At 60.5% G+C, this 23,561-nt stretch carries 27 protein-coding genes and 1 tRNA gene; 4 read left to right on the forward strand and 24 right to left on the reverse strand.

Features of this window, described 5'->3' with window-relative positions; all coding sequences use genetic code 11:
- Positions 1–46: 46 nt before the first annotated feature.
- From bamB to trmJ, 18 genes are all read right to left on the reverse strand, one after another.
- Positions 47–1,195, reverse strand: coding sequence for an outer membrane protein assembly factor BamB (gene bamB, locus U8L64_RS10450; RefSeq protein ID WP_043296192.1), 1,149 nt, complete (start codon positions 1,193–1,195; stop codon positions 47–49).
- A gap of 3 nt (positions 1,196–1,198) precedes the next feature.
- Positions 1,199–1,840, reverse strand: coding sequence for a YfgM family protein (locus tag U8L64_RS10455; RefSeq protein WP_043296190.1), 642 nt, complete (start codon positions 1,838–1,840; stop codon positions 1,199–1,201).
- Positions 1,841–1,867: 27 nt separating this feature from the next.
- Complete coding sequence (hisS, locus tag U8L64_RS10460; RefSeq protein ID WP_054093823.1) at positions 1,868–3,157, reverse strand: histidine--tRNA ligase; 1,290 nt, start codon at positions 3,155–3,157, stop codon at positions 1,868–1,870.
- Positions 3,158–3,173: 16 nt separating this feature from the next.
- A complete protein-coding gene (gene ispG / locus U8L64_RS10465) occupies positions 3,174–4,286 on the reverse strand; it encodes a flavodoxin-dependent (E)-4-hydroxy-3-methylbut-2-enyl-diphosphate synthase (RefSeq protein WP_043296186.1) in 1,113 nt (370 codons plus the stop codon).
- A gap of 2 nt (positions 4,287–4,288) precedes the next feature.
- Positions 4,289–5,275: a RodZ family helix-turn-helix domain-containing protein gene (locus tag U8L64_RS10470; RefSeq protein ID WP_333397021.1), complete on the reverse strand. Its 987-nt coding sequence runs from the start codon at positions 5,273–5,275 to the stop codon at positions 4,289–4,291.
- On the reverse strand, positions 5,272–6,027 hold the full coding sequence (pilW, locus tag U8L64_RS10475) for a type IV pilus biogenesis/stability protein PilW (protein ID WP_333397023.1): 756 nt from the start codon (positions 6,025–6,027) through the stop codon (positions 5,272–5,274). Before pilW ends, U8L64_RS10470 begins: the two co-directional genes overlap by 4 nt.
- Positions 6,028–6,037: 10 nt before the next feature.
- Positions 6,038–7,186 carry a 23S rRNA (adenine(2503)-C(2))-methyltransferase RlmN gene (rlmN, locus tag U8L64_RS10480; protein ID WP_003288301.1) on the reverse strand — a complete coding sequence of 383 codons (1,149 nt, stop codon included), beginning with the start codon at positions 7,184–7,186 and terminating at the stop codon, positions 6,038–6,040.
- A gap of 19 nt (positions 7,187–7,205) precedes the next feature.
- A complete protein-coding gene (gene ndk / locus U8L64_RS10485; protein ID WP_003288300.1) occupies positions 7,206–7,637 on the reverse strand; it encodes a nucleoside-diphosphate kinase in 432 nt (143 codons plus the stop codon).
- 137 nt (positions 7,638–7,774) lie between these two features.
- Positions 7,775–7,975, reverse strand: a complete 201-nt coding sequence (gene iscX, locus U8L64_RS10490; RefSeq protein ID WP_043296180.1) for a Fe-S cluster assembly protein IscX — start codon at positions 7,973–7,975, stop codon at positions 7,775–7,777.
- 16 nt (positions 7,976–7,991) lie between these two features.
- Positions 7,992–8,330 (reverse strand): ISC system 2Fe-2S type ferredoxin, encoded by a 339-nt coding sequence (gene fdx / locus U8L64_RS10495; RefSeq protein ID WP_043296399.1) that lies wholly within the window; start codon positions 8,328–8,330, stop codon positions 7,992–7,994.
- Between the two features lie 5 nt (positions 8,331–8,335).
- Positions 8,336–10,198: a Fe-S protein assembly chaperone HscA gene (gene hscA, locus U8L64_RS10500; protein ID WP_156716446.1), complete on the reverse strand. Its 1,863-nt coding sequence runs from the start codon at positions 10,196–10,198 to the stop codon at positions 8,336–8,338.
- A gap of 42 nt (positions 10,199–10,240) precedes the next feature.
- Positions 10,241–10,762: a co-chaperone HscB gene (gene hscB / locus U8L64_RS10505; protein ID WP_333397031.1), complete on the reverse strand. Its 522-nt coding sequence runs from the start codon at positions 10,760–10,762 to the stop codon at positions 10,241–10,243.
- Positions 10,763–10,769: 7 nt separating this feature from the next.
- Positions 10,770–11,093 (reverse strand): iron-sulfur cluster assembly protein IscA, encoded by a 324-nt coding sequence (iscA, locus tag U8L64_RS10510; RefSeq protein ID WP_333397034.1) that lies wholly within the window; start codon positions 11,091–11,093, stop codon positions 10,770–10,772.
- A gap of 13 nt (positions 11,094–11,106) precedes the next feature.
- Entirely contained in the window at positions 11,107–11,493 is a 387-nt protein-coding gene (gene iscU / locus U8L64_RS10515; protein WP_043296172.1) for a Fe-S cluster assembly scaffold IscU, read from the reverse strand.
- Between the two features lie 41 nt (positions 11,494–11,534).
- Positions 11,535–12,749 (reverse strand): IscS subfamily cysteine desulfurase, encoded by a 1,215-nt coding sequence (locus tag U8L64_RS10520; RefSeq protein ID WP_333397037.1) that lies wholly within the window; start codon positions 12,747–12,749, stop codon positions 11,535–11,537.
- A gap of 32 nt (positions 12,750–12,781) precedes the next feature.
- Positions 12,782–13,273, reverse strand: coding sequence for a Fe-S cluster assembly transcriptional regulator IscR (gene iscR, locus U8L64_RS10525; RefSeq protein ID WP_043296168.1), 492 nt, complete (start codon positions 13,271–13,273; stop codon positions 12,782–12,784).
- A gap of 178 nt (positions 13,274–13,451) precedes the next feature.
- A complete protein-coding gene (gene cysE, locus U8L64_RS10530) occupies positions 13,452–14,231 on the reverse strand; it encodes a serine O-acetyltransferase (RefSeq protein ID WP_054093817.1) in 780 nt (259 codons plus the stop codon).
- Positions 14,232–15,008, reverse strand: a complete 777-nt coding sequence (gene trmJ / locus U8L64_RS10535) for a tRNA (cytosine(32)/uridine(32)-2'-O)-methyltransferase TrmJ (RefSeq protein WP_054093816.1) — start codon at positions 15,006–15,008, stop codon at positions 14,232–14,234.
- Positions 15,009–15,155: 147 nt separating this feature from the next.
- Here trmJ and suhB point away from each other — a divergent pair, with 147 nt between their 5' ends.
- The gene (gene suhB / locus U8L64_RS10540) at positions 15,156–15,971 is read left to right on the forward strand and encodes a type III secretion system regulator SuhB (protein ID WP_333397043.1); all 816 of its coding nucleotides are present in this window, start codon (positions 15,156–15,158) and stop codon (positions 15,969–15,971) included.
- A gap of 61 nt (positions 15,972–16,032) precedes the next feature.
- Here suhB and U8L64_RS10545 read toward each other — a convergent pair whose 3' ends face one another.
- The 6 genes from U8L64_RS10545 to queA all read right to left on the reverse strand — a co-directional run bounded on the left by U8L64_RS10545 (position 16,033) and on the right by queA (position 22,073).
- The gene (locus U8L64_RS10545; RefSeq protein WP_043296162.1) at positions 16,033–16,566 is read right to left on the reverse strand and encodes a glycine zipper 2TM domain-containing protein; all 534 of its coding nucleotides are present in this window, start codon (positions 16,564–16,566) and stop codon (positions 16,033–16,035) included.
- Between the two features lie 107 nt (positions 16,567–16,673).
- The gene (gene secF, locus U8L64_RS10550) at positions 16,674–17,582 is read right to left on the reverse strand and encodes a protein translocase subunit SecF (RefSeq protein ID WP_175415082.1); all 909 of its coding nucleotides are present in this window, start codon (positions 17,580–17,582) and stop codon (positions 16,674–16,676) included.
- Between the two features lie 13 nt (positions 17,583–17,595).
- Positions 17,596–19,458 (reverse strand): protein translocase subunit SecD, encoded by a 1,863-nt coding sequence (gene secD / locus U8L64_RS10555; protein ID WP_043296160.1) that lies wholly within the window; start codon positions 19,456–19,458, stop codon positions 17,596–17,598.
- A 64-nt stretch (positions 19,459–19,522) separates the two neighbouring features.
- Complete coding sequence (yajC, locus tag U8L64_RS10560) at positions 19,523–19,852, reverse strand: preprotein translocase subunit YajC (RefSeq protein ID WP_043296158.1); 330 nt, start codon at positions 19,850–19,852, stop codon at positions 19,523–19,525.
- A gap of 41 nt (positions 19,853–19,893) precedes the next feature.
- Positions 19,894–21,009: a tRNA guanosine(34) transglycosylase Tgt gene (tgt, locus tag U8L64_RS10565; RefSeq protein ID WP_175415081.1), complete on the reverse strand. Its 1,116-nt coding sequence runs from the start codon at positions 21,007–21,009 to the stop codon at positions 19,894–19,896.
- 14 nt (positions 21,010–21,023) lie between these two features.
- Positions 21,024–22,073 (reverse strand): tRNA preQ1(34) S-adenosylmethionine ribosyltransferase-isomerase QueA, encoded by a 1,050-nt coding sequence (gene queA, locus U8L64_RS10570; protein ID WP_054093813.1) that lies wholly within the window; start codon positions 22,071–22,073, stop codon positions 21,024–21,026.
- A 109-nt stretch (positions 22,074–22,182) separates the two neighbouring features.
- Here queA and U8L64_RS10575 point away from each other — a divergent pair.
- The 3 genes from U8L64_RS10575 (at position 22,183) to U8L64_RS10585 (ending at position 23,561) form a co-directional block, all read left to right on the forward strand.
- Positions 22,183–22,269: transfer RNA gene (locus tag U8L64_RS10575), tRNA-Leu, on the forward strand.
- A gap of 483 nt (positions 22,270–22,752) precedes the next feature.
- Positions 22,753–22,965 carry a cold-shock protein gene (locus U8L64_RS10580; protein ID WP_003246255.1) on the forward strand — a complete coding sequence of 71 codons (213 nt, stop codon included), beginning with the start codon at positions 22,753–22,755 and terminating at the stop codon, positions 22,963–22,965.
- A 98-nt stretch (positions 22,966–23,063) separates the two neighbouring features.
- On the forward strand, positions 23,064–23,561 hold the full coding sequence (locus tag U8L64_RS10585) for an RDD family protein (RefSeq protein WP_043296155.1): 498 nt from the start codon (positions 23,064–23,066) through the stop codon (positions 23,559–23,561).

The following is a 23,561-nucleotide window of genomic DNA, read 5'->3' on the forward strand; positions in this document are numbered from 1 at the left end:
AATCGAGCGCTCCGCCACGGCGGAGCGTCAGGGCAACTCAGGCGTATCAGTCGTCCCGACGGATGGTCAATGCGACCAGCTTGCCGTCGTTGCTGAACACGTACAGCCAATCGCCCTCGACAACCGGACGCGCGCGCAGTCCGGAGCTGTCGATACGCTCACGGGCCACGAAACGCCCATCCACCTGGCTCAGCAGATGCAGATAGCCTTCGCGATCGCCCACCACGACGTAACTGGAAAACACCGCCGGAGCCGAAAGCTGGCGGCGTGCCAGTGCATCGTTGCTCCACAAGGCCGTGGTGGAGCGCTCGTCGACTCCTTCCACGGTGCCGCTGGCCAAGCTCAGATAAACGCTACCGTAGCCCAGCGCAACGCCGGAATACGTGGAAGCATCGCGCTGCCACTGGATACGGCCGCTTTCGACATCCAGCGCCGCCGCACGCCCCTGATAGGTGGCGACGTACAGCGTGCCGCCGGACAGCAGCAGGCCACCGTCGATATCCACTACACGCTCCAGCTCGGAACGCCCTTGCGGGATTGCCACACGCTGCTCCCACACCGGCAGACCGCGGCGCGTATCCAACGCGATGACTTTGCCGTTGGACAGACCGGCGATCGCCAGCTGATTGGTCAGTACCGGTGCGCCGGTACCGCGCAGAGTGAGTACCGCTGGCGAGCCTTCGTAACTCCAGCGCTGCGCGCCAGTGTCTATCTCCAGCGCGATCAGACGATCGTCCTGAGTCTGCACCAGCACGATATCGCCATTCACCGCGGGAGCAGCCAGCACCTCACTGCTGACCCGACTGCGCCAGCGCTCCTCGCCGCTGGCGACGTCCAGCGCGATCACCTCGCCACGCAGCGTGCCGACTAACACCAGGCCATAACCCGCACCGACAGCACCGGAAACCGGTACTTCGAGGTCGGTCTTCCAGTTGACCTTGCCGGTCAGGCGGTCCACGGAAACCACCAGCCCCTCGACGTCGGCAGCATAGATCTGCTCGCCGTATACTGCAGGCACCAGCAGGTTGTAGGTTTCGCCCTGGCCCTCACCAATCGAGCGGCTCCATTGCTTCTGTAGTTCGACCTCGGCTTCGAACTTGGTCAGCTCCGCAGGCTCCGGCTCTTTCGTGTCATTGCTGCTGCACCCGGCGGCCAATACGGCAAGGGTCAGCAACGCGGCAGTCTTCCAGCGCATCGGTTACGCCTCCCCTCGGGCCAGATCGTCCAGCTTCAGCTGCAGACCGCCGATTGCGGCATCCTGCGACAACGCCTGCTTGGCCTTGGTATAGGCAGCGTGCGCCTCGTCCACGCGGCCCAGCTGCACCAGCAGATCACCGCGCAGCTCCTCACGGCCGGCGGCGAAGGCCTTATCGGCCTCGCCTTCGAGCAGTTTGAGCGCATCTTCGGCCTTGTCCTGCGCCGCCAGCACACGTGCCAGCCGCTGACGCGCCAGCTCGCCAAGCGTTGCGTCGGCGGGTTTGTCGACAATCCCGCGCAATTCGGCAGCGGCTTCGTCCAGACGGCCGCCCTCGACCGCCACCTTGGCGACGAACAGGCTACCGTACTGAGCGTAATGAGTACCGGCGAAGTCCTGCTTCAGCTGATTGCCCAGGCGCGCCACTTCAGCGGCATCCGCCTTGCCGGACTCCAGCGCGGCCGTCAGCAGTTGCTGATAAAGGCCAGACGCGTTATATGCCTGGTTAAGCTGATGGTTCTGCCAGAACTGCCAGCCGAACACCAGCGCCACGGCGAGCGCACCCCCCGTGAGCAAAGGCTTGCCGTTGCGCTGCCACCAATCCTTGATTTGCGCCAGTTGTTCTTCGTCGGTACCCGAGGTCACGCTGTCACTCCTTTTATTCGCTTAGTCTCAGACCTGCTCGAGGCAGGCAGCCAGACGCTCGGGTAGAGCATCCCAGGCAATGCTTTGTTGTTCGCTGTCATCGCGCAGCGGCTTGCAACCTACCACGCGCCCGGCAAGTTCGTCCTCACCGAGAATCAGCGCGAAATGTGCGCCGCTCTTGTCGGCCTTCTTGAACTGACTCTTGAAGCTGCCGGAGCCGGCATTGACCAGCAAACGCAGACCGGGCAAGGCGTCGCGCAGACGCTCGGCCAGACCGAGTGCCGCCAGTTCCGCCGCTTCGCCGAATGCGCAGATGAACGCGTGCGGCGGTCGATTCAGCGTTGCAGGGACCAAGTCGAGGGTTTCCAGCAGCAGCACCAGGCGTTCGACGCCCATCGCGAAGCCAACTCCCGGGGTGGGCTTACCGCCGAACTGGCTGACCAGCCCATCGTATCGGCCGCCGGCACAAACCGTACCCTGCGCGCCAAGCTTGTCGGTCACCCACTCGAACACCGTGCGGCCGTAATAGTCGAGTCCACGCACCAGCTTCGGGTTGATTTCGTAAGCGATTCCGACCGCATCCAGGCGCGCCTTCAGTCCGTCGAAATGCTCACGTGACTCTTCATCTAGGTAATCGTGTAGCGTCGGCGCATCGGCCAGCAGCGCCTGGGTCTGGGTATTCTTGCTGTCGAGGATACGCAGCGGGTTGGTAGTCAGTCGGCGCTGGCTGTCTTCATCGAGCTGATCGAACCGCTGCTGCAGGTAGGCGACCAGCGCGTCGCGATAACGTGCGCGCGCTTCGCTGGAACCAAGGCTGTTGAGCTGTAGCGTCACCGCTTCGCTCATGCCGAGCTGTTTCCACAGACGAGCCGTGAGCACGATCAGCTCGGCGTCCACGTCTGGGCCAGGCTGGTTAAACACTTCCACGCCGATCTGGTGAAACTGGCGATAACGACCCTTCTGCGGTTTCTCGTAGCGGAACATCGGTCCGGTGTACCAGAGCTTCTGGACCTGGCCGCCGCCGGTGAGACCGTGTTCGAGCACCGCGCGCACACAGCCGGCGGTACCTTCCGGACGCAGTGTCAGCGATTCGTCGTTGCGATCGCGAAACGTGTACATCTCCTTGTCGACCACATCGGTTCCTTCTCCGATACCGCGGGCGAACAGTTCAGTGTATTCGACGATCGGCAGACGAATTTCGCTATAGCCGTAGCTGTCGAGCAGCTGCGCGAAAGTGCCCTCCAGGTAGCGCCAGACCGGAGTCTGCGCCGGCAGAATGTCGTTCATGCCACGAATGGCTTGCAGGGACTTGCTCAAGGGAATTCCTTAACAATCAACTACGGGCGATGAGCGCGGCATCCGCGTCGAGCTTCTCGGCCGCCTTGCGACGGATCAGCTGCTCCAGCTCGTCCACCAGATTCTCGTTGTTCAGCTTCTGTGCCGGCTTGCCGTCGATGTACACCAGATTGCTCGGGCTGCCGCCAGTCAGGCCGATATGCGCCTCCTTGGCTTCGCCCGGGCCATTGACCACACAGCCGATGACTGCCACGTCCAGCGGCACCAGCAGATCCTCGACGCGCGCCTCCAGCTCGTTCATGGTCTTGACCACGTCGAAGTTCTGCCGCGAGCAGCTGGGGCAGGCGATGAAGTTGATGCCTCGCGAACGTAGGTGTAGTGATTTGAGGATATCGAAACCAACCTTGATCTCTTCCACCGGATCGGCAGCCAGCGAAACACGGATGGTGTCGCCGATGCCCTCGGCGAGCAGCATGCCCAACCCAACCGCCGACTTCACCGTTCCGGAACGCAGTCCGCCGGCCTCGGTGATCCCCAGATGCAGCGGCTGCTCGATCTGCTTGGCCAGCTGCCGGTAGGCCTCGACCGCCATGAACACATCGGAGGCCTTCACACTGACCTTGAAGTCGGGAAAATTCAGCCGATCCAGATGCTCGACATGGCGCAGCGCCGACTCGACCAGCGCCTCGGGAGTCGGCTCACCGTATTTTTTCTGCAGATCCTTCTCCAGCGAACCTGCGTTGACGCCGATGCGAATCGGGATGCCGCGATCACGCGCAGCCTCGACTACCGCCCGCACCCGATCCTCGCGACCGATGTTGCCCGGGTTGATGCGCAGACAATCGACGCCCAGCTCGGCCACACGCAGCGCGATCTGATAATCGAAATGAATGTCCGCGACCAGCGGCAACTGAACCTGCTGTTTGATCCGTCCAAACGCCTCGGCGGCCTCCATCGACGGCACGGAAACACGCACGATATCGGCACCGGCATCTGCCAGGCGACGAATCTGTCCGACAGTCGCGTCGACATCGCACGTCTCGGTGTTGGTCATGCTCTGCACGGAGATCGGCGCATCGCCGCCGACCGCAACGTTGCCTACCCAGATCTTGCGAGATGGGCGACGCTTGATGGGAGACTCTGAATGCATGCTTACTGCCCCAGCTTGATACGCGCCGTCTCGCCACGAACATACGGGGCAAGATCTACGGCCGCGCCGTTGTAACTGATCTGCGCGCCGCGCGCGTAGCCCAGATGGACATCGAGCGGCGCCTTGCCGGTGATGGTGCGCTCGCTGCCAGACTTGGCCAGGCCGCTATAGAGCACGCGACCGTCAGCATCGGTCACCTTCGTCCAGCAATCGGCACTGAACTTCAGGACCAAGCGGCCTTCACCGGCGGCGGGAACTACTGCCGGCTCGCTCGGGGTCTCGGTGGCTGGCGCACTCACCTGAATTTCCGGCGCTGTGGTGATCTGCGGCTCGGCACCGTCCGAGACCGGCGGCTCGACAGCGGTGTTTGCCTCATCGGCCGGAATCGGCATGCGCTGTTCTTCAGGCTGCGGCGTGGACTCGGTCGTCGACGGTTGTTCGTCCGTTGCCGTCGGCGGAGCGTTCACGACCTCTTCCTGATCTTCCGGACGGTCGAGCAGATGAATCTGCGTGGTACCGTCGGCCGTTTCCACTTCGATACTGTCCAGCGCCGCCACCGCAGGTGCGGTCTCTGGCTGCTGGATACGCTCTTGCCACCAGTAAAAACTGGCACCAGCCACGACCAGCAATAGAGCAAAGCCGAAGAAGCGCAAGACGCTCCGCGACAGCCGTCCAGGCTCTTCGATGCGACCTAGGCTGGTGACATTACTGCCAGTGGCGCTGGTGCCAGTATGCTGATCGAATTCCTGAACGAGCCGGTTAGGGTCCAGTTCCAGGAGCTTGGCGTAGGCTCTGACGTATCCACGGGCGAAGGTATGCCCCGGCAGCTGGCTGAAATCGCCGGCCTCGATCTGCGCGACCGAGCGGGCCGTCAAATTGAGCTGCTGGGCGACGGACGCTAACGACCAGCCCTTGCTCTCGCGAGCCTGGCGCAGGGTTTCGCCCGGATTGGCGCCCATCGGGGCCACCTCGTGGTTCGGCGCTGTCATCGTTGCTCCGAAAGGTATTGCTGATATTCCGTCGTACCGGGGTACAGGCGCTTGAGCTGCAGTGCCAGACTGGCTGCCCTGTCGCGATCCCCATGGATATCGGCCAGGTGGATACCAAGCAGCAAGCTACGGGCGTTCTGCTCGGCAAGTTGGCTGTAGCTGTCGTAGTAGGCTTTGGCGGGGACGTACTGTTTGGCGTCATAGGCCATCAGCGCGAGTTCCAGTAGCGCGCCAGGCTGACGACTGTCCAGGCGCAGCGCACGAGTGAAATACTTCTCGGCCTGCTCCGGCTGGTTCAATTTCAACGCGGTCATGCCCATGTTCTGGAAGACCCGCGCACGCTCGGGATACAGGTTGTCTTCTGAGGCCTGGGTGAACCGCTCGAGCGCTTCAGGGTAACGTTTCTGCTCGAACAGAAAACTGCCGTAGTTGTTCAGAATCCGCGCGTCCCGGCGATTGGCCAGCGCTTCGCGGTAATGTTTGTCGACCAGCTCGTTTTCCATTTCCGTCTGAAACACCAGCGCCAGCGCCGCGTGCGCGTCGGCGCTGCGCGGATCGAGTTCCAGAGCCTTGCGCAGCGGCGTCTTGGCGCGCGACGCGGTGCCCTGCTGTACGTAGCCGATCCCCAGCTGAATGTAGGCATCGCGTGCCTGCTGGCGTCCTTCTTCGGTTTTTAGCGGATCGACAGTACCGGTCGAAACACAGCCTGTTAGGCCGGCCAATAGCAACAGCAGCGCAACGCGCAAGGTCATCAGTACCCCCTCAGGATCGGTTCGAAGCAGCGCGCGCGGTATCGGGCTCGGTCTGCAGTTCGCGCACGGCGATGTAGCGCTCGCTGCGGCGGGTGCGGTCCAGCACCTGACCGACGAGCTGGCCGCAAGCGGCATCGATGTCCTCGCCGCGGGTCGTACGCACCGTCACATTGTGCCCGGCTTTGTGCAGGATGTCCTGAAAACGCCGGATGGCATTGTTGCTGGGGCGCTCATATCCGGAATGGGGGAACGGATTGAATGGGATCAGATTGATCTTGCAGGGAATTTTCGCCAGCAGCGCAATCATCTGCTCGGCATGCTCGGGCTGATCGTTTACGCCCTGCAGCAGGGTGTACTCGATGGTCAGCACGCGCTTCTCGCCGAGTCGCGATATGTAGCGCTGGCACGATTCCAGCAGCATCTGCAGTGGGTACTTTTTGTTGATCGGCACCAACTGGTCACGCAACGCATCGTTCGGCGCGTGCAGCGACAGCGCCAGGGACACGTCGATAACCTTGGCCAGCTCATCGATCATCGGTACGACACCGGAAGTCGAGAGCGTAACCTTGCGTTTGGAGATGCCGTAGCCGAGATCGTCCATCATGATCTGCATGGCGGCGACCACGTTATCGAAATTCAGCAGCGGCTCGCCCATACCCATCATCACCACGTTGGTGATGGCGCGGTCGACTTTCGCCGGGACGGTGCCGAAGGATTTGTTGGCAATCCACACCTGGCCGATCACCTCGGCGGCGGTAAGGTTGCTGTTGAAACCCTGCTTACCAGTGGAGCAGAAGCTGCAATCCAGCGCACAGCCTGCTTGGGACGACACACACAGCGTGCCACGTCCGGCCTGGGGGATATAGACGGTTTCGACGCAGCTGCCCGAAGCAACGCGCACGACCCATTTGCGGGTGCCGTCGCTGGAAATGTCTTCGCTGACGATTTCCGGGCCGCGTATCTCGGCGCAGGCCTTGAGCTTTTCGCGCAAGGCCTTGCCGATGTTGCTCATGGCGTCGAAATCATCGACGCCGAAATGGTGAATCCATTTCATCACCTGACCGGCACGGAAGCGCTTCTCCCCAATCGACTCGAAGAAGCTTTCCAGCTGCGGCTGGGTCAGGCCCAGCAAATTCACCTTACCGGTCGTGGCAATCATAGGATTCACCTTCGCTCGATCAGCGAATGCGTGCGCACACTTCGGTGGCCGCGAAGAAGTAGGCGATCTCGCGTGCGGCGGAGGCTTCCGAGTCGGAACCGTGCACAGCGTTCTCGTCAATGGAGACAGCGAAGTCAGCGCGGATGGTGCCCGCGGCGGCTTCTTTCGGATTGGTGGCGCCCATCAGCTCGCGGTTCTTGGCAATGGCATTCTCACCTTCCAGAACCTGAACGATGACCGGACCGGAAGTCATGAAAGCAACCAGATCCTTGAAGAAGCCACGCTCGCTGTGCTCGGCGTAGAAGCCAGCAGCTTCACGCTCGGACAGCTGAACCATCTTGGAAGCGACGACGCGCAGGCCGGCCTTCTCGAAACGGGTGGTGATTTCGCCAATCACGTTCTTGGCGACGGCATCGGGTTTGATGATGGAGAAGGTGCGTTGCAGGGCCATGTAAGGACTCCAAAACTGATGGGTTAAAGCGAACGAATAAACCCGCGAATCATACGCGGGTTCGGGTCAAAACATAAGAGTAGTCGGCAGCTAGGCGTTCGAGCGAAGCCGTATCGGAGCCCCGATAGAGTCGTTGGTTACTGCGCTTCTTCGATCCAGGCGGCCTGGATGGCTTCCAGCACTTTCTCGCCGCCACGCTGTGGGTCGTCGGAAAAATCCGGTAGATCCAGCACCCAGCGATGCAGCTCGACGAAGTTCACGTAGCGCGGATCGACTTCAGGCCGCGCTTCGGCCAGCTCGATGGCGATATCCAGCACATCGGTCCAATGCAGACTCATGAATGACGCCCTCGCCTCAATGCCCTTCGGAAACCTGGTTGATGGTGTATTTAGGGATTTCCACGACCAGATCGGCCTTGTCGACCACTGCCTGACAAGACAGACGCGAGGTCGGCTCCAGCCCCCAGGCCTTGTCCAGCATATCGTCCTCGAGCTCGTCGGATGGTTCCAGACTGGAGAAACCCTCGCGGATCACGACGTGACATGTGGTACAGGCACAAGACTTCTCGCAGGCGTGCTCGATATCGATGCCGTTGCGCAGCGCAGCATCCAGTACGGTTTCGCCGACTTGTGCCTCGATCACGGCGCCCTCTGGGCAGTGTTCGGCATTGGGCAGAAAGATGATCTGCGGCATCTGGGTCATTCCTCGATATCGTTGAGCCGTCGTCCGGCCAGCGCGGCCTTGACGGTTGAATCCAGTCGACGCGCAGCGAAGGCATCGGTGATATGGCTGAGTCGCTTGCTCTGACGCTCGATCGCAACGCCGTCCTGACTGTCGAGCAGCGCGCGCAGCGCATTCATCTGCTCTTCGATGGCTTCGCGCTCCTCAGCACTCAGCAGCCGCTCGCCATCAGCCGCCAGCGCCGCCTCCACAGCCTCCAGCAGCCGCTGGGCATCAACCAGCTGTTCGCGCAGGGCGCGGGCCTGCTTGTCCTCACCAGCCTTGCGGAAGGAGTCTTCAAGCATGCGCGCAATTTCGCCGTCCGTGAGCCCGTAGGATGGCTTGACCTGAATGCTCGCCTCAACGCCCGAGGTCAACTCGCGCGCAGAAACACTCAGCAACCCGTCGGCGTCGACCTGAAACGTCACACGGATCTTCGCCGCCCCCGCCACCATCGGTGGAATGCCGCGCAGCTCGAAGCGCGCCAGCGAACGGCAGTCGGCGATCAGTTCGCGCTCACCCTGCAGCACGTGAATCATCATGGCCGTCTGGCCATCTTTATAAGTGGTGAAGTCCTGGGCGCGTGCAACCGGAATGGTGGTGTTGCGCGGGATGATCTTTTCCATCAGCCCGCCCATCGTCTCCAGCCCCAGCGACAATGGAATCACGTCGAGCAGCAGCAATTCATTGCCGTCACGATTATTGCCAGCTAGCGTTTCGGCCTGAATCGCAGCACCGATTGCTACCACTTCATCCGGATCGATATCGGTCAGCGGCTCGCGACCGAACAACTGTCCAACCAGACTGCGCACCAGAGGAACGCGAGTCGAACCGCCGACCATGACGACTGCATTGACTTCACCCGGCTCGACGGCGGAATCGCGCACCGCGCGCCGACAGGCCTTGAGGCTGCGCGCAACCATCGGCTCGATCAGCGCATCGAAGGTCGCCCGATCCAACTGCCCTTGCCAGCCCGCATAGCTGATCGGCGTGCTATCGGTATCACTTAGATGCTCCTTCGCGGCACAGGCAATCTTCAGCAGCTCGCGCTGCGCACCCGGCTCAAGGTCACCGGATATGCCGGCCTGATCGAGAATCCACCCGGCCACGGCATGATCGAAATCGTCACCGCCCAAGGCGGTATCACCACCGGTGGCCAGCACTTCGAACACACCCTTGGTCAGGCGAAGAATGGAAATATCGAACGTACCGCCACCCAGATCGTAGATCGCGACCACACCTTCGGCCTGTCGATCGAGACCATAGGCGACCGCCGCAGCGGTCGGCTCGTTGAGCAGACGCAAAACATTCAGCCCGGCCAGTCGCGCCGCATCTTTGGTAGCCTGGCGTTGCGCGTCGTCGAAGTACGCCGGCACCGTGATCACCGCACCCACCAGCTCTCCGCCGAGCGTCGCCTCGGCACGCTCGCGCAGTGCTCGCAATATCTCCGCGGAAATTTCTACCGGACTCTTGGGCCCCTGCACCGTCTCGATGAACGGCATCTGCGACTCGCCACCGCTGAAGTGATAGGGGAGCTGCTCACCCAACTGTTTCACATCGGCAAGGCCACGCCCCATAAGGCGCTTGACCGAGCTAATGGTGTTGAACGGGTCGCTCGCTGCAGCGGCCTTGGCGGCGCGCCCCACTTCGACGCGGTCGGCGTGGTAGCGCACCACCGAAGGCAGTATTACCCGCCCATCGGCATCCGCCAGCGGTGCCGTAACACCACTGCGCAGAGCTGCTACCAGCGAATTGGTGGTGCCCAGATCTATTCCGACGGCAAGGCGTCGCTGGTGAGGCTGAGGGCTTTGTCCGGGCTCGGCAATCTGAAGTAAGGCCATATCTGTCTGATGTCGAGCGCAGCGCCAGGCGCCACGCGAAGGTTAATCGTCGAGGCGCTCTTCGAGTTCGCGCACTTCCTGGGACAGCTTGTCGAGAAACTGCATGCGTCGCACTAGGCGCTCGGCCTCTTCACGCGCTGAAGCATCACGCCAGATCTGCGCGAAGCGCTCATCCAGCGCGCGCTGGGCATCCCTGAGGCGCACCTTGAAAGTTGCGATCCCCGGGAGGTCGACCTGCTCATGCAGCGCCTCCAGCTCTTCGCGCCAGTGCATCTGCTGCATGAGGAATGTCGGGTCCTGCACGGTGGCTTCAAGAGGCAGGTCGTGTCCCTGCAGACTCAACAGATAACGCGCTCGCCGGGCCGGCGACTTGAGCGTCTGGTATGCCTCGTTGAGATTGGCCGAGCGCTCCAGCGCCTGGCGCTGCTCGGACTCGCCGGCGTCGGCAAAACGATCGGGGTGAACCTGGCGCGCCAGGTTTCGATAGCGCTCCGAAAGGTCGTTCAGATCGAGATCGAACTCCGGCTGCAGATCGAAAAGCGCGTAATGACAGGGATTGCCCACAGCGTCCTCAGATATTGAAGCTCTCGCCGCAGCCGCATTCGCCACGCACGTTGGGGTTATTGAACTTAAAGCCTTCGTTGAGCCCTTCGCGGACGAAATCGAGCTCGGTGCCGTCAAGATAAACGAGGCTTTTCGGATCGATGATGACCTTGACGCCATGACTTTCGAACACCGCATCGTCAGCGCTGGTTTCATCGACGAATTCCAGCACATAGGCCAACCCGGAGCAGCCGGTGGTCCTGACGCCCAGCCGCACGCCTACGCCCTTTCCACGCCCCTGCAACGAACGATTGACATGCTGGGCCGCGGCTTCGGTCATGGTGATAGCCATCGACAAACCTCCTTTAGAGCAGGCCTTTCTTCTCGCGATAGTCGCGCACGGCAGCTTTGATCGCGTCTTCGGCAAGTACCGAGCAGTGAATCTTCACCGGCGGGAGTGCCAGCTCTTCGGCGAGCTGGGTGTTCTTGATGGTTTCTGCCTCTTCCAGCGTCTTGCCCTTCATCCACTCGGTAGCGAGGGAGCTGGAGGCGATGGCCGATCCACAGCCATAGGTCTTGAACTTGGCGTCTTCGATGATGCCCTGCTCGTTGACCTTGATCTGCAGCCGCATCACGTCGCCGCATGCCGGCGCGCCGACCATGCCGGTGCCGATGTTCGGATCCTCGGCGTCGAACTTGCCGACGTTACGCGGATTTTCGTAGTGGTCAATGACCTTTTCACTGTAAGCCATGATGCAATCCTCTCTGAATCAAGCGTTGCGGAGCCGACGGCTCAGTGGGCCTGCCACTCGACCTTGGAAATATCGACACCGTCTTTGAACATGTCCCACAGGGGGGACAGCTCACGCAATTTGGTTACCGCTTCGCTGACCTTCTGTGCTGCGTAATCGACTTCCTCCTCCGTGGTGAAACGACCGAAGGTGAAGCGAATCGAGCTGTGCGCCAGTTCGTCGTTGCGCCCCAATGCGCGCAACACGTAAGAGGGCTCGAGCGATGCGGAGGTACAGGCAGAACCGGATGACACTGCCAGGTCCTTGAGCGCCATGATCAACGACTCGCCTTCCACATAGTTGAAGCTGAGGTTGAGGTTGTGTGGCACCCGGGCGGTCATGCTGCCATTCACATACAACTCTTCCAGATGCTCGACCTGCCTGAAAAAACGGTCGCGCAAGGCGCGAATATGTTCGCGTTCCTGGACCATCTCCTCCTTGGCAACGCGGAAGGCTTCGCCCATCCCAACCAGCTGATGGGTCGCCAGCGTACCGGAGCGCATGCCGCGCTCATGTCCACCACCATGCATCTGCGCCTCGAGGCGCACCCGCGGCTTGCGACGCACATAAAGCGCACCCACGCCCTTCGGCCCGTAGGTCTTGTGTGCCGAGAACGACATCAGATCGACCTTCATAGCCTCCAGATCGATCTCGACCTTACCGGTAGACTGCGCGGCATCAACATGGAAAAGAACGCCGCGGGCACGGGTCAGTTCGCCAATGGCGGCGATATCGTTAATGGTGCCAATCTCGTTGTTCACATGCATCACCGACACCAGGATGGTGTCCTCGCGCAGCGCCGCCTCAACCATCGCCGGCGTGATGATGCCGTCCTCGCCCGGCTCGATGTAGGTCACCACGAAGCCTTCGCGTTCTAGCTGGCGAGTGGTATCCAAAACCGCCTTGTGCTCGATCTTGGTGGTGACGATGTGCTTACCTTTGCTGGCATAGAAATGCGCCACACCCTTGATCGCAAGGTTGTCCGACTCGGTAGCACCGGATGTCCAGACAATTTCACGGGGATCAGCATTCACCAGCTCTGCCACCTGACGACGAGCATTCTCTACTGCTTCTTCGGCGCGCCAGCCAAAGGCATGCGAGCGGGAAGCCGGGTTGCCGAAATTGCCATCGATAGTCAGGCATTCGATCATCTTCGCGGCAACGCGGGGATCAACCGGAGTAGTGGCGGAATAATCCAGGTAAATCGGCAATTTCATTCGCTTGTCTCCTAATCAGGCGGTCGTCCGACTCATTCGATGGCGGACGCTTCGATCTTATCCAGCTGCGGTGAGGCACCGTTGGCACGACGCATGTCTTGGCGCAGGGCAACCTGCTGCACATCCTGGCGCTTTACTAGATCAGCCAGGCTGATGCTGCTTAGAAATTCGTGTATCTGCTGGCTCAGATCGCACCATAGATGGTGAGTCAGACAGGTATCTCCGGAATGACAGCCTCCGAGCCCCTGGCAGCGCGTGGCGTCGACCGATTCATTGACAGCATCGATCACCTGGGCGACCTGGATACCCGCCATGTCACGCGAGAGCTGATAGCCGCCACCAGGCCCACGCACACTGGTGACCAGACTGCCGCGCCGCAACTTGGCGAACAGCTGTTCGAGATAGGAAAGCGAAATCCCCTGCCGCTCCGAAATATCGGCGAGAGAAACCGGTCCATGCTGCGCATGTAGCGCTAGATCGAGCATGGCGGTCACGGCATAACGGCCTTTAGTGGTCAATCGCATCGGCTTGCACCAAGCATCACGGTTTGGATGCGATTATGCTATTTCCGAGTATTTAGGTCAACTATATGACCCATTAAATTACTCAGGAATTGGCCGTACCATCCGGGTCAGCGGAAAGTGGACCGGGCAGTCACGCCAGAACGGCCGGCATGATAGCAGCTGCCCACCACCCCTCGCATCAAGAGCGCGGGACATCCTCCTCGGCCGCCTTGACCTCCGTGAAGTCCTCCTCGCGCAGCTGCGGCAGGTCCTCAGCGCAATAGTCGCTCCCCAGGGCCTTGAGAGCCCCACACATGCCTTCCAGACGGTCTTCCACCGCCTGAACGTGATCGAGCAGCTGGCCGATCGCACGCGCAACAGGATCCGGCATGTCGCCGCTGACACCGTACGCATCGAAGCCGATCTTTTCGGCGATTGCCTTGCGCTTTGCTTCCTGCTCGTCATCCGACTTCACGATGATGCGCCCCGGAATGCCCACCGCGGTCGCCCCAGCCGGCACTGCCCGAGTTACCACGGCATTCGAGCCGATCTTGGCGCCAGCGCCCACCGTAAATGGCCCGAGAATCTTGGCGCCAGCACCGACGATCACCCCATCCTCCAACGTCGGATGGCGCTTGCCCTTGTTCCAGCTGGTACCACCTAGCGTGACGCCGTGATAGAGCGTGACATCGTCGCCGATCTCGGCTGTCTCGCCGATCACGATCCCCATGCCGTGATCAATGAAGAAGCGCCGACCGATACGTGCCCCCGGATGAATCTCGATGCCGGTGAGCCAACGCCCCAAGTTCGAGCTCATACGCGCCAGCAGCTTCCATTCGCGCACCCAAAGCCAGTGCGAAAAACGGTGGATCCAGATCGCGTGCAGGCCCGGATAGCAGGTAACGACCTCCAGCGAGTTACGCGCAGCCGGGTCGCGATGAAATACGCTCTGGATGTCTTCGCGCATGCGTTCGAACATTTATTCCTGCCTCCGCTTGTGGGGCTCACCGCGAACAGCCTTCTGTGTCTCGGTGAGAATACCGCGCAGAATATTCATTTCCAGCTTGCTGATGCCACTGCGCCCGTAAAGCCGACGCAGACGCGGCATTAGATGGCGAGGCTTGGCAGGATCGAGGAAGCCGATCTCGATTAACGTCTGCTCTAGGTGACCGAAATAGTGCTCAAGCTCGTCCGCCGTGACAGGCTGGACATCGAGCATCGCCGTGGTTTCGAGCTTTTCCATCTTGGTGGGCTGTCCCTGTGCGGCGAGCCATGCCATGCGCACCTCATAGGTCAGCACCTGCACCGCGGCGGCCAGGTTCAGCGAGCTGAATTCCGGACTGGAGGGAATGTGCACGTGAAAATGACAGCGCTGCAGCTCCTCGTTGGTGAGTCCAGCATATTCACGACCGAACACCAGGGCCACCTCACCGCCCTGCTCAGCCCGCTCAAGACTTGCTCTTGCGCATTCGCGCGGGTCGAGCAGCGGCCAGGGAATGCGGCGGTCGCGCGCGCTCGTTCCCAGCACCAGCGTACAGCCCGCCAGCGCCTCCTCGAGTGTCGCCACGACCTGGGCCTCATCGAGTATGTCGGTGGCACCGGAAGCTCGGGCCACCGCATCCGAGCTGGGAAAGTCCTCCGGATCGACCAGCACCAGGCGTGACAGGCCCATGTTCTTCATGGCGCGAGCCGCACCCCCGATGTTGCCGGCATGACTGGTGTTGACCAGCACCACACGGATATTTTGCAGCGACACAGTGGTTTCTCGGTGCGAAAAAACGGACGCGAAGCTTACCGCAGCACGGCGCAAACCATCCAGCGAACGCCGTGCATCGCCCGCTACATGCGCGGCGGCTTTCCTGATAGAATTTCCGGCTTTCTTTAAACGACCAGGTATCGATCCATGCAGCCCATGCTGAATATCGCGCTGCGCGCCGCCCGCAGCGCCGGCGAACTCATTGTCCGTTCCACCGAGCGCCTGGACGTCATCTCGGTCAGCGAAAAGGACAGCAAGGACTACGTCAGCGAGATCGATCACGCCGCCGAACAGGTGATCGTCAATGCGCTGCGCAAGGCCTACCCGAGCCACGGCATTCTCGCCGAAGAAAGTGGATTGCTCGAAGGCAGCGGCGACGGCAGCGACTACCTATGGATCATCGACCCACTGGACGGCACCACCAACTTCCTGCGTGGTGTACCCCACTACGCCGTGAGCATCGCTTGCAAATACCGTGGCCGTCTGGAACATGCCGTGGTGCTCGACCCGGTGCGCCAGGAAGAATTCACCGCCAGTCGCGGTCGCGGCGCAGCACTCAACGGTCGCCGCCTGCGTGTCAGTTCGCGCAAGAGCCTGGAGGGTGCACTGCTTGGAACCGGCTTTCCGTTTCGTGACGGCCAGCTGGATAATATCGACAGCTACCTGAACATGTTCCGCAGCCTGGTCGGACAGACCGCCGGCCTCCGCCGCGCAGGTGCTGCAAGCCTGGACCTGGCCTATGTGGCGGCCGGCCGTTACGACGCGTTCTGGGAATTCGGTCTTTCCGAGTGGGACATGGCAGCCGGAGCCCTGCTGATCCAGGAAGCCGGCGGACTGGTCAGCGACTTCGCCGGCGGTCACGAATTCCTGGAAAAGGGCCAGATCGTGGCAGGCAACGCCAAGTGCTTCAAGGCGGTACTGACCGCCATCCAGCCTCACCTGACACCATCGCTCAAACGCTGAGACTGAGACGAATAAAAAACGCCCCGATTGGGGCGTTTTTTATTTCGGGTTAAACCTGAAATTACTGTTGCGACAACACCAACTGGCCATCGCGCACCGGGATGGTGTCGCCCGGCTCTCGATCCATACGGACCTGTCCCACCTCACCCGCCAGATCGTACTTAACGTCGTAGCCAACGATACGATCTTCAACGTCGGTCACGGTGTCGCAGCGCGTTTCCGTCGTCGTATAGGTGTCGCCAGCCTGCATGTTGCCCTGAATCTTGTTGCCTGCGTAACCGCCGGCGGCCGCGCCAGCCACGGTGGCGATCTTCTTGCCATTGCCACCACCAATCTGGTTGCCCAGCAGACCACCAGCCACCGCACCGATTACCGTACCGGCGATCTTGTGCTGGTCCTGAACAGGGCGCTGCCGTGTCACCGCAACGTCCTTACAGACCTCGCGGGGTGTCTTGATGGACTCCGTTACAGCCTTGACCGCCAGGACCTTGGCAAACTCGGGCTCACGATCGACCAGACTATAGGTCGCTAACGCCCCACCCGCAGTCGCCACAACCGCACCCAGAATCGCCCCTGTCACCATTGACTTGTTCACTTCTTGCTCTCCTTCTGCAGAGCGCAGCCTGCCTGTGCCGATCAGACAGACTGGAGCGCAAAAAGTTTCCCAATGCAGACGCGCTGCGCGCAGGATGCGTGGCGCGATCAGGGTCGCTCATCCACCTCGCTGGCAGCCGGCGGCATGAGGTCGGCGGCAGTCAGCTTCAGCCATACCAACACCGTTGCCCCGATATAAACAGACGAGTAGGTACCCACCACCACGCCGATCAGCAGGGCCAGCGCGAAGTTGGCCAGCGTGTCCCCACCGAAGACTAGCAACGCGATGAGCGCGAGCGCCGTGGAGAAAGAGGTCGCCATCGTCCGCAACAGCGTCTGGGTAACCGAGATATCGATGTTCTCGATCAGATCCGCCTTGCGCAGTACACGGAAATTCTCGCGAATCCGGTCATAGATGATGATCGTGTCGTTGAGCGAATAACCGATCATTGCCAGGACCGCCGCCAGAACCGTCAGGTCGAACGGAATCTCGAAAAACGCAAGAATACCCAACGTCAGAATGGTGTCGTGCGCCAGCGAGGCGATCGCCCCGACCCCAAACTTCCACTGGAAGCGGAATGCGAGATAAACCATGATCCCGCCCAGCGCCAGGAGCATCGCCAGGCCACCTTGATCGCGCAGCTCCTCGCCTACCTGGGGGCCGACGAATTCGACACGCTTGACCTCGAAGCGGGCCGAAGGATCGATGGTCTTCAACGCCGCACTGATCTTGCTGCCCAACTGCGGATCATCACCGGCCAGGCGGATCAGTACATCCGTGGTCGCACCGAAACTCTGAACCACCGCATCGGCATACCCCGCCTGGCCCAGTTCACGCTTGATCACTTCCAAATCGGCCGGCTGCTCGTACTGCAGCTCGATCAACGTGCCGCCGGTAAAATCCAGGCCGAAGTTGAGGCCCTTGCCGATAAGCGCCACCAGGCCGACAACAGTTAGCAGTACCGTGATGGCGAACGCGATATTGCGGATCGCCATGAAACGAATGGTGTTCTTGATCATGGTCGTGCCCTCAGATCCACAACTTCTTGACGTTACGACCGCCGAAAATCAGGTTGACCATACCGCGGGTAAACATGATGGCGGTGAACAATGAGGTTAGAATCCCCAGCGACATCGTCACCGCAAAACCCTTGATCGGCCCGGAGCCCAGCGCAAACAGAATCCCGCCGACCAGCAGGGTGGTCAGGTTACTGTCGAGAATCGCCGAGTACGCGCGATCGAAGCCCTCATGAATCGCACGCTGAACCGAAAGCCCATTTTTCAGCTCCTCGCGAATACGCGAGTAGATGAGCACGTTCGCATCCACCGCCATGCCAAGCGTCAGCACGATACCGGCGATACCAGGCAGCGTGAGCGTGGCACCGATGACCGACATCAGACCGACCAGCAGCACCAGGTTGAACGCCAGTGCGACAGTCGCCAGCACGCCGAAGAACTTGTAGATGAGGATGACGAAGATCGACACGAAGACCAGCGCCCACCAGGTGGACTCGATTCCCTTGTCGATGTTCTCGGCGCCCAGGCTTGGGCCGATGGTCCGCTCTTCGGCGAAATACATCGGCGCCGCGAGCCCACCGGCGCGCAGCAGCAGCGCCAGTTCGGAAGATTCACCTTGTCCGTCCAGTCCGGTAATGCGGAACTGGCTGCCCAGAGGTGACTGAATAGTCGCCAGACTGATGATCTGCTTCTCTTCCTGGAAGCTCTGCAGCATGACTTCCTGCTCCACGCCGTCGACGTTCTGTCGTACATAGCGGGTAACCGGCTTCTGCTCGATAAAAATGACCGCCATGCTGCGCCCGACGTTATTGCGGGTGGCGCGGTTCATCAGATCGCCGCCGTGACCATCGAGACGAATGTTGACCTGAGGCCGGCCGTTTTCGTCATAGCTGGCCTGAGCGTCAGTCACCTGATCACCGGTAATGATCAGGCTGCGCTCGAGCGCTACCGCCGGGCGACCTGGCTCACGAAACTCGAAGGACTCGGTAGTTGCGCGCGGTGCGTCGGGCTCGGCGGCGAGACGGAACTCGAGGCTCGCCGTCTTACCGAGGATGCGCTTGGCTTCGGCGGTATCCTGAACACCCGGCAGCTCGACGACGATTCGGTTGGCGCCCTGACGCTGGACCAGCGGCTCGGAGACGCCCAGTTCGTTGACCCTGTTACGCACGGTGGTCAGGTTCTGTTTGATCGAATACTCGCGAATTTCCGCCAGCTTGGCCTGGGTCAACGCGACGTTCAGAACCTGCTGTCCGCTACGCTCGGTGCTGGTCAGTTCGAAATCCGTGAAGTTCTTGCGTACCAGCGCCTGAACACGCCCCAGGGTTTCGCTGTCGGCAAAGCCCAGCTGGAACGCGTCGCCGCGCGACGGCAGGCTGCGATAACGAATCCGCTCCTTGCGCAGCAGTGCCTTGACCTCGCCCTCATAGACTTGCATGCGCGCGGCAACGGCCTTCTCCATGTCAACCTCGAGGAGGAAATGCACGCCACCGGACAGGTCAAGCCCGAGCTTCATCGGACTGGCGCCCAGATTGCGCAGCCATTGCGGCGTCGTCGGAGCCAGATTCAGAGCGACTACATAGTCGTCTCCCATGACCCGGCGCACGGCTTCCTTGGCCGGCAGCTGGTCCGACAGTCGCTCCAGACGCAGCAAGCCACCGCTCTCGGTAACCTCGGCGGCTTTCACCGCAATGCCAGCCTGCTTCAACGCTCCAACCGCACGATCGAGCGCGGACTGATCGACCTTTAGCGTCGTGCTGGCGCCGGTAAGCTGAATTGCCGGGTCGTCGGGATAGAGATTAGGTGCGGAATAGACCAGGCCAATAGCCAGCACTGCCAGGATCAGCAGATATTTCCACAGGGGATACTTGTTCAGCATGATGCCGCCCACTTAAAGACGCGGGGCGCCTTGCGCGCCCCGTCGTGGTATTGAATAACTCGGCTCAGATGGCCTTCAGCGTGCCTTTTGGCAACGTTGCGGCGATTGCCATTTTCTGGAACTTCAGTTCGACGTTATCGGACACCTCGACTACCACGAAGTCATCGGCAACCTTGGTGACTTTGCCTGCGATGCCACCAGAAGTGACAACTTCGTCGCCCTTCTGCAGACCGCCAATCAGGTTCTTGTGCTCTTTTGCGCGCTTGGCCTGAGGACGCCAGATCATCAGATAGAAGATGACCAGAAAACCGACCAGGAAAACCCATTCGAAACCAGTACCGGCAGGACCAGCAGCAGCCTCCTGGGCATGGGCGACGGGGATCAGAAAGCTCATGTAGCACTCCTGTTGCTTAAGATATGGATTCTAGAAATTTGTCATGCAACCGGCGGCGTTGGCATACCGCGTCGGGCATAGAAGGCGTCGACAAAGGCCGCCAATGTACCTTGTTGAATAGCGTCGCGTAAACCAGCCATCAGACGCTGATAATGTCGCAAATTGTGGATTGTATTCAGCATGCTACCGAGCATTTCACCGCACTTGTCCAGGTGATGCAGATAGGCGCGGGAGAAGTGCTGGCATGTGTAGCAATCACAACCGGCATCCAGCGGCGAGTTGTCGTGCCGGTGAATCGCATTGCGAATCTTGATCACGCCCGTGTCGGTAAAAAGATGACCATTGCGCGCGTTGCGGGTCGGCATCACGCAGTCGAACATATCGACGCCACGACGAACGCCTTCGACGAGATCCTCCGGCTTGCCGACTCCCATCAGATAACGTGGTTTGTCCGTGGGCATGCGCGGCGGCAGGAAATCGAGCACACGAATCATCTCTTCCTTCGGCTCGCCCACCGACAAACCGCCGATCGCCAGACCGTCGAAGCCGATTTCGCAAAGACCGTCCAGAGAGCGCATGCGCAGCGATTCATACATGCCACCCTGGACGATGCCGAACAACGCCGCCGGACTATCGCCATGCGCGACTTTCGAACGCTTGGCCCAGCGCAGCGAAAGCTCCATTGACCGCTGCGCTGTCTCCTCGTCGGCCGGATACGGAGTGCACTCGTCAAAGATCATGACGATATCCGATCCCAATTCACGCTGGACCTGCATCGACTCTTCCGGTCCCATAAACACCTTGGCGCCATCGACAGGGGATGCGAAATACACGCCCTCCTCCTTGATCTTGCGCATCGCCCCCAGGCTGAACACCTGAAAGCCACCGGAGTCGGTCAGAATCGGCCCCTGCCATTGCATGAAATCGTGCAGATCACCGTGCTGCCTGATTACTTCAGTGCCAGGACGCAGCCAGAGGTGAAACGTGTTGCCGAGTATGATCTGCGCCCCAATACCTTCGATATCGCGCGGCAGCATGCCCTTGACCGTGCCGTAGGTACCCACCGGCATGAACGCCGGCGTTTCGACCGTTCCACGGGGAAACGTCAGTCGACCCCGGCGCGCCTTGCCGTCGGTGGCAAGCAACTCGAACGACATGTGACAGATGCGACTCATTGGTTTTCCTCGGGTCCGCGCGCAGCCTGGTTGCGCGTTATGAACATGGCGTCGCCGTAACTGAAGAAGCGATAGCCCTCCCGCACCGCCTCGGCATAGGCCGCCATCGTTTCGCGATAGCCGGCAAAAGCCGCCACGAGCATCAACAGCGTGGACTCTGGCAGATGAAAATTGGTTACCAGCGCGTCCACCACATTAAAGGGCTTGCCGGGATAGATGAAGATATCGGTATCGCCACTGAACGGCCGCAGCTCGCCGCTGCGCGCAGCCGTTTCCAGCGACCGCACGCTGGTGGTCCCCACCGCGATGACTTTGCCACCTCGCGCGCGGCAGGCAGCCACCGCATCGACCACCTCCTGGCTCACCTCCAACCATTCCTGGTGCATGTGATGATCTTCGATTCGCTCGACACGCACCGGCTGGAAGGTCCCGGCGCCGACATGCAGGGTGACAAACGCGGTTTGCACGCCCTTGTCCCGCAACGCCGCAAGCAGCGCCGTATCGAAATGCAGACCGGCCGTAGGTGCCGCAACGGCTCCGGCATGCTGTGCGTAGACGGTCTGGTAACGTTCCCGGTCCGCCTGCTCGTCGGCACGATCTATATAAGGAGGCAAAGGCATGTGTCCAACCCGCTCGAGCAATGGCAACACTTCTTCGCTGAAGCGCAGCTCGAACAGCGAATCATGCCGTGCCACCATCACCGCTTCGCCGCCGCCGTCCAGAACGATTACGCTTCCGGCCTTGGGAGATTTGCTGGCCCGCACATGCGCGAGCACGCGATGACTGTCGAGCACCCGCTCGACGAGTATCTCAAGCTTGCCGCCAGACGCCTTGCGCCCAAACAAACGCGCAGCAATCACCCGAGTATTGTTGAACACCATCAGATCGCCGGACCGCACATATTCAAGCAGATCGACAAAGCGGCGATGCGCCAGATCGCCTGTCTCTCCATCGAGCACCAGCAGGCGACTCGCACGGCGCTCCGCCAGAGGGTGGCGAGCGATTAGAGAATCTGGGAGTTGAAAAGAGAAATCAGAGACTTGCATGGTTTTGGCGGGATATTGGCGGGGCGCAAAGCTTAGCGGAAAGACTCCCCAATCGCTACGTCAGCGATTGACCACTCAACCGCTCATCCCTATACTGCGCCGCCACTGTGCCTCGATGGCGGAATCGGTAGACGCAGCGGATTCAAAATCCGCCGCTGGCGACAGCGTGAGAGTTCGAGTCTCTCTCGGGGCACCATTCATTGCCGACGGCCACGGTCCGCGGCAGCACCATGTCATCCTGATCGGCAGAAACTTTCGGCAAACGAACCAACTGCGCCAGGTCGGAACGACAGCGAAACGATCATTGCGATCTGCAAAGCTTCATCCGGACAGCAACACGATCCGAAGCGTCACAAGTCGGCATTCAGTTCATGCTCTTCGCACGCAGAACCCAGGCGCGCTTGAAAGCAACAGCATCGACTTGGCATCACTCTACATCGCATGAATATGCATCGCCGAAGAGGCACTTTCACATGACTTTGAGGGGTTGGCATTCCCCGACAAGTTATCGTAGAGTGTGCCCACTGTGTTTGCATGGGTCGCTGTTGAATCGTGACCTGGTGCAGTAGATCTTCAGATCCGCTCTCCGCTCGACTCTCTTACTCTTTGCAACCAGTTCCAGCTTTCCTGCGCCATTGCAGGAGGCAATTCTACTTTTGAGTTTCAAGGATACAAAGACATGTCGAATCGTCAGAACGGTACCGTCAAGTGGTTTAACGACGAGAAAGGTTTTGGTTTCATCACTCCCGAGAGCGGTCCGGATCTGTTCGTGCACTTCCGCGCGATCGAAGGCAACGGCTTCAAGAGCCTGAAAGAAGGCCAGAAAGTCAGCTTCATCGCCGTGCAAGGTCAAAAGGGCATGCAGGCTGATCAGGTTCAGATTCTGGGCTGAGTCACCGCTCCGAAAAGCCCCTGATGGCAACATCAGGGGCTTTTTTATGCGCGCAATTCCGTAGAATGCGCGCCTTGTACCAACCACCAGGATTCGAGATGAGCCGACACCTGCTCAGCCCGCAGGGCCAGTTCCCCGCCGCCAGCCTGATACGCCGCCTCGCCGCCATGTTCTACGACAGCCTGCTGTGTATCGCATTGATGATGGTGGTGACCCTGTTCTACCAACAGGTGCTGCTGCGACTGTTCTATGGGAGCGAACAACTGAAGGCCGTGGCCGACGCTGGCGGCCTGGATATCGACCCACTGCTTTCGACGCTACTGATGTTCAGCCTGTTCGCCTTCTTCGCCAAGTTCTGGACCCACAATGGCCAGACGCTCGGCATGCAGGTCTGGGGTATCCGCATCCAGAACAAGGACGGCACGGCCATCGACCTGTGGCAGGCGCTGCTGCGTTTTCTGATCGCGATCATGTCCTGGCTGAGCCTGGGACTGGGGCACCTCTGGATGCTCTGGGACAAGGACAAACGTACCTGGCAGGACATTTACTCGGAAAGCCAGGCCGTACAGTTGCCGAAAAACATTCACAAGAAGTAA

This window comes from Pseudomonas sp. FIP_A4, assembly GCF_036701605.1.
Taxonomy (GTDB): domain Bacteria; phylum Pseudomonadota; class Gammaproteobacteria; order Pseudomonadales; family Pseudomonadaceae; genus Stutzerimonas; species Stutzerimonas phenolilytica.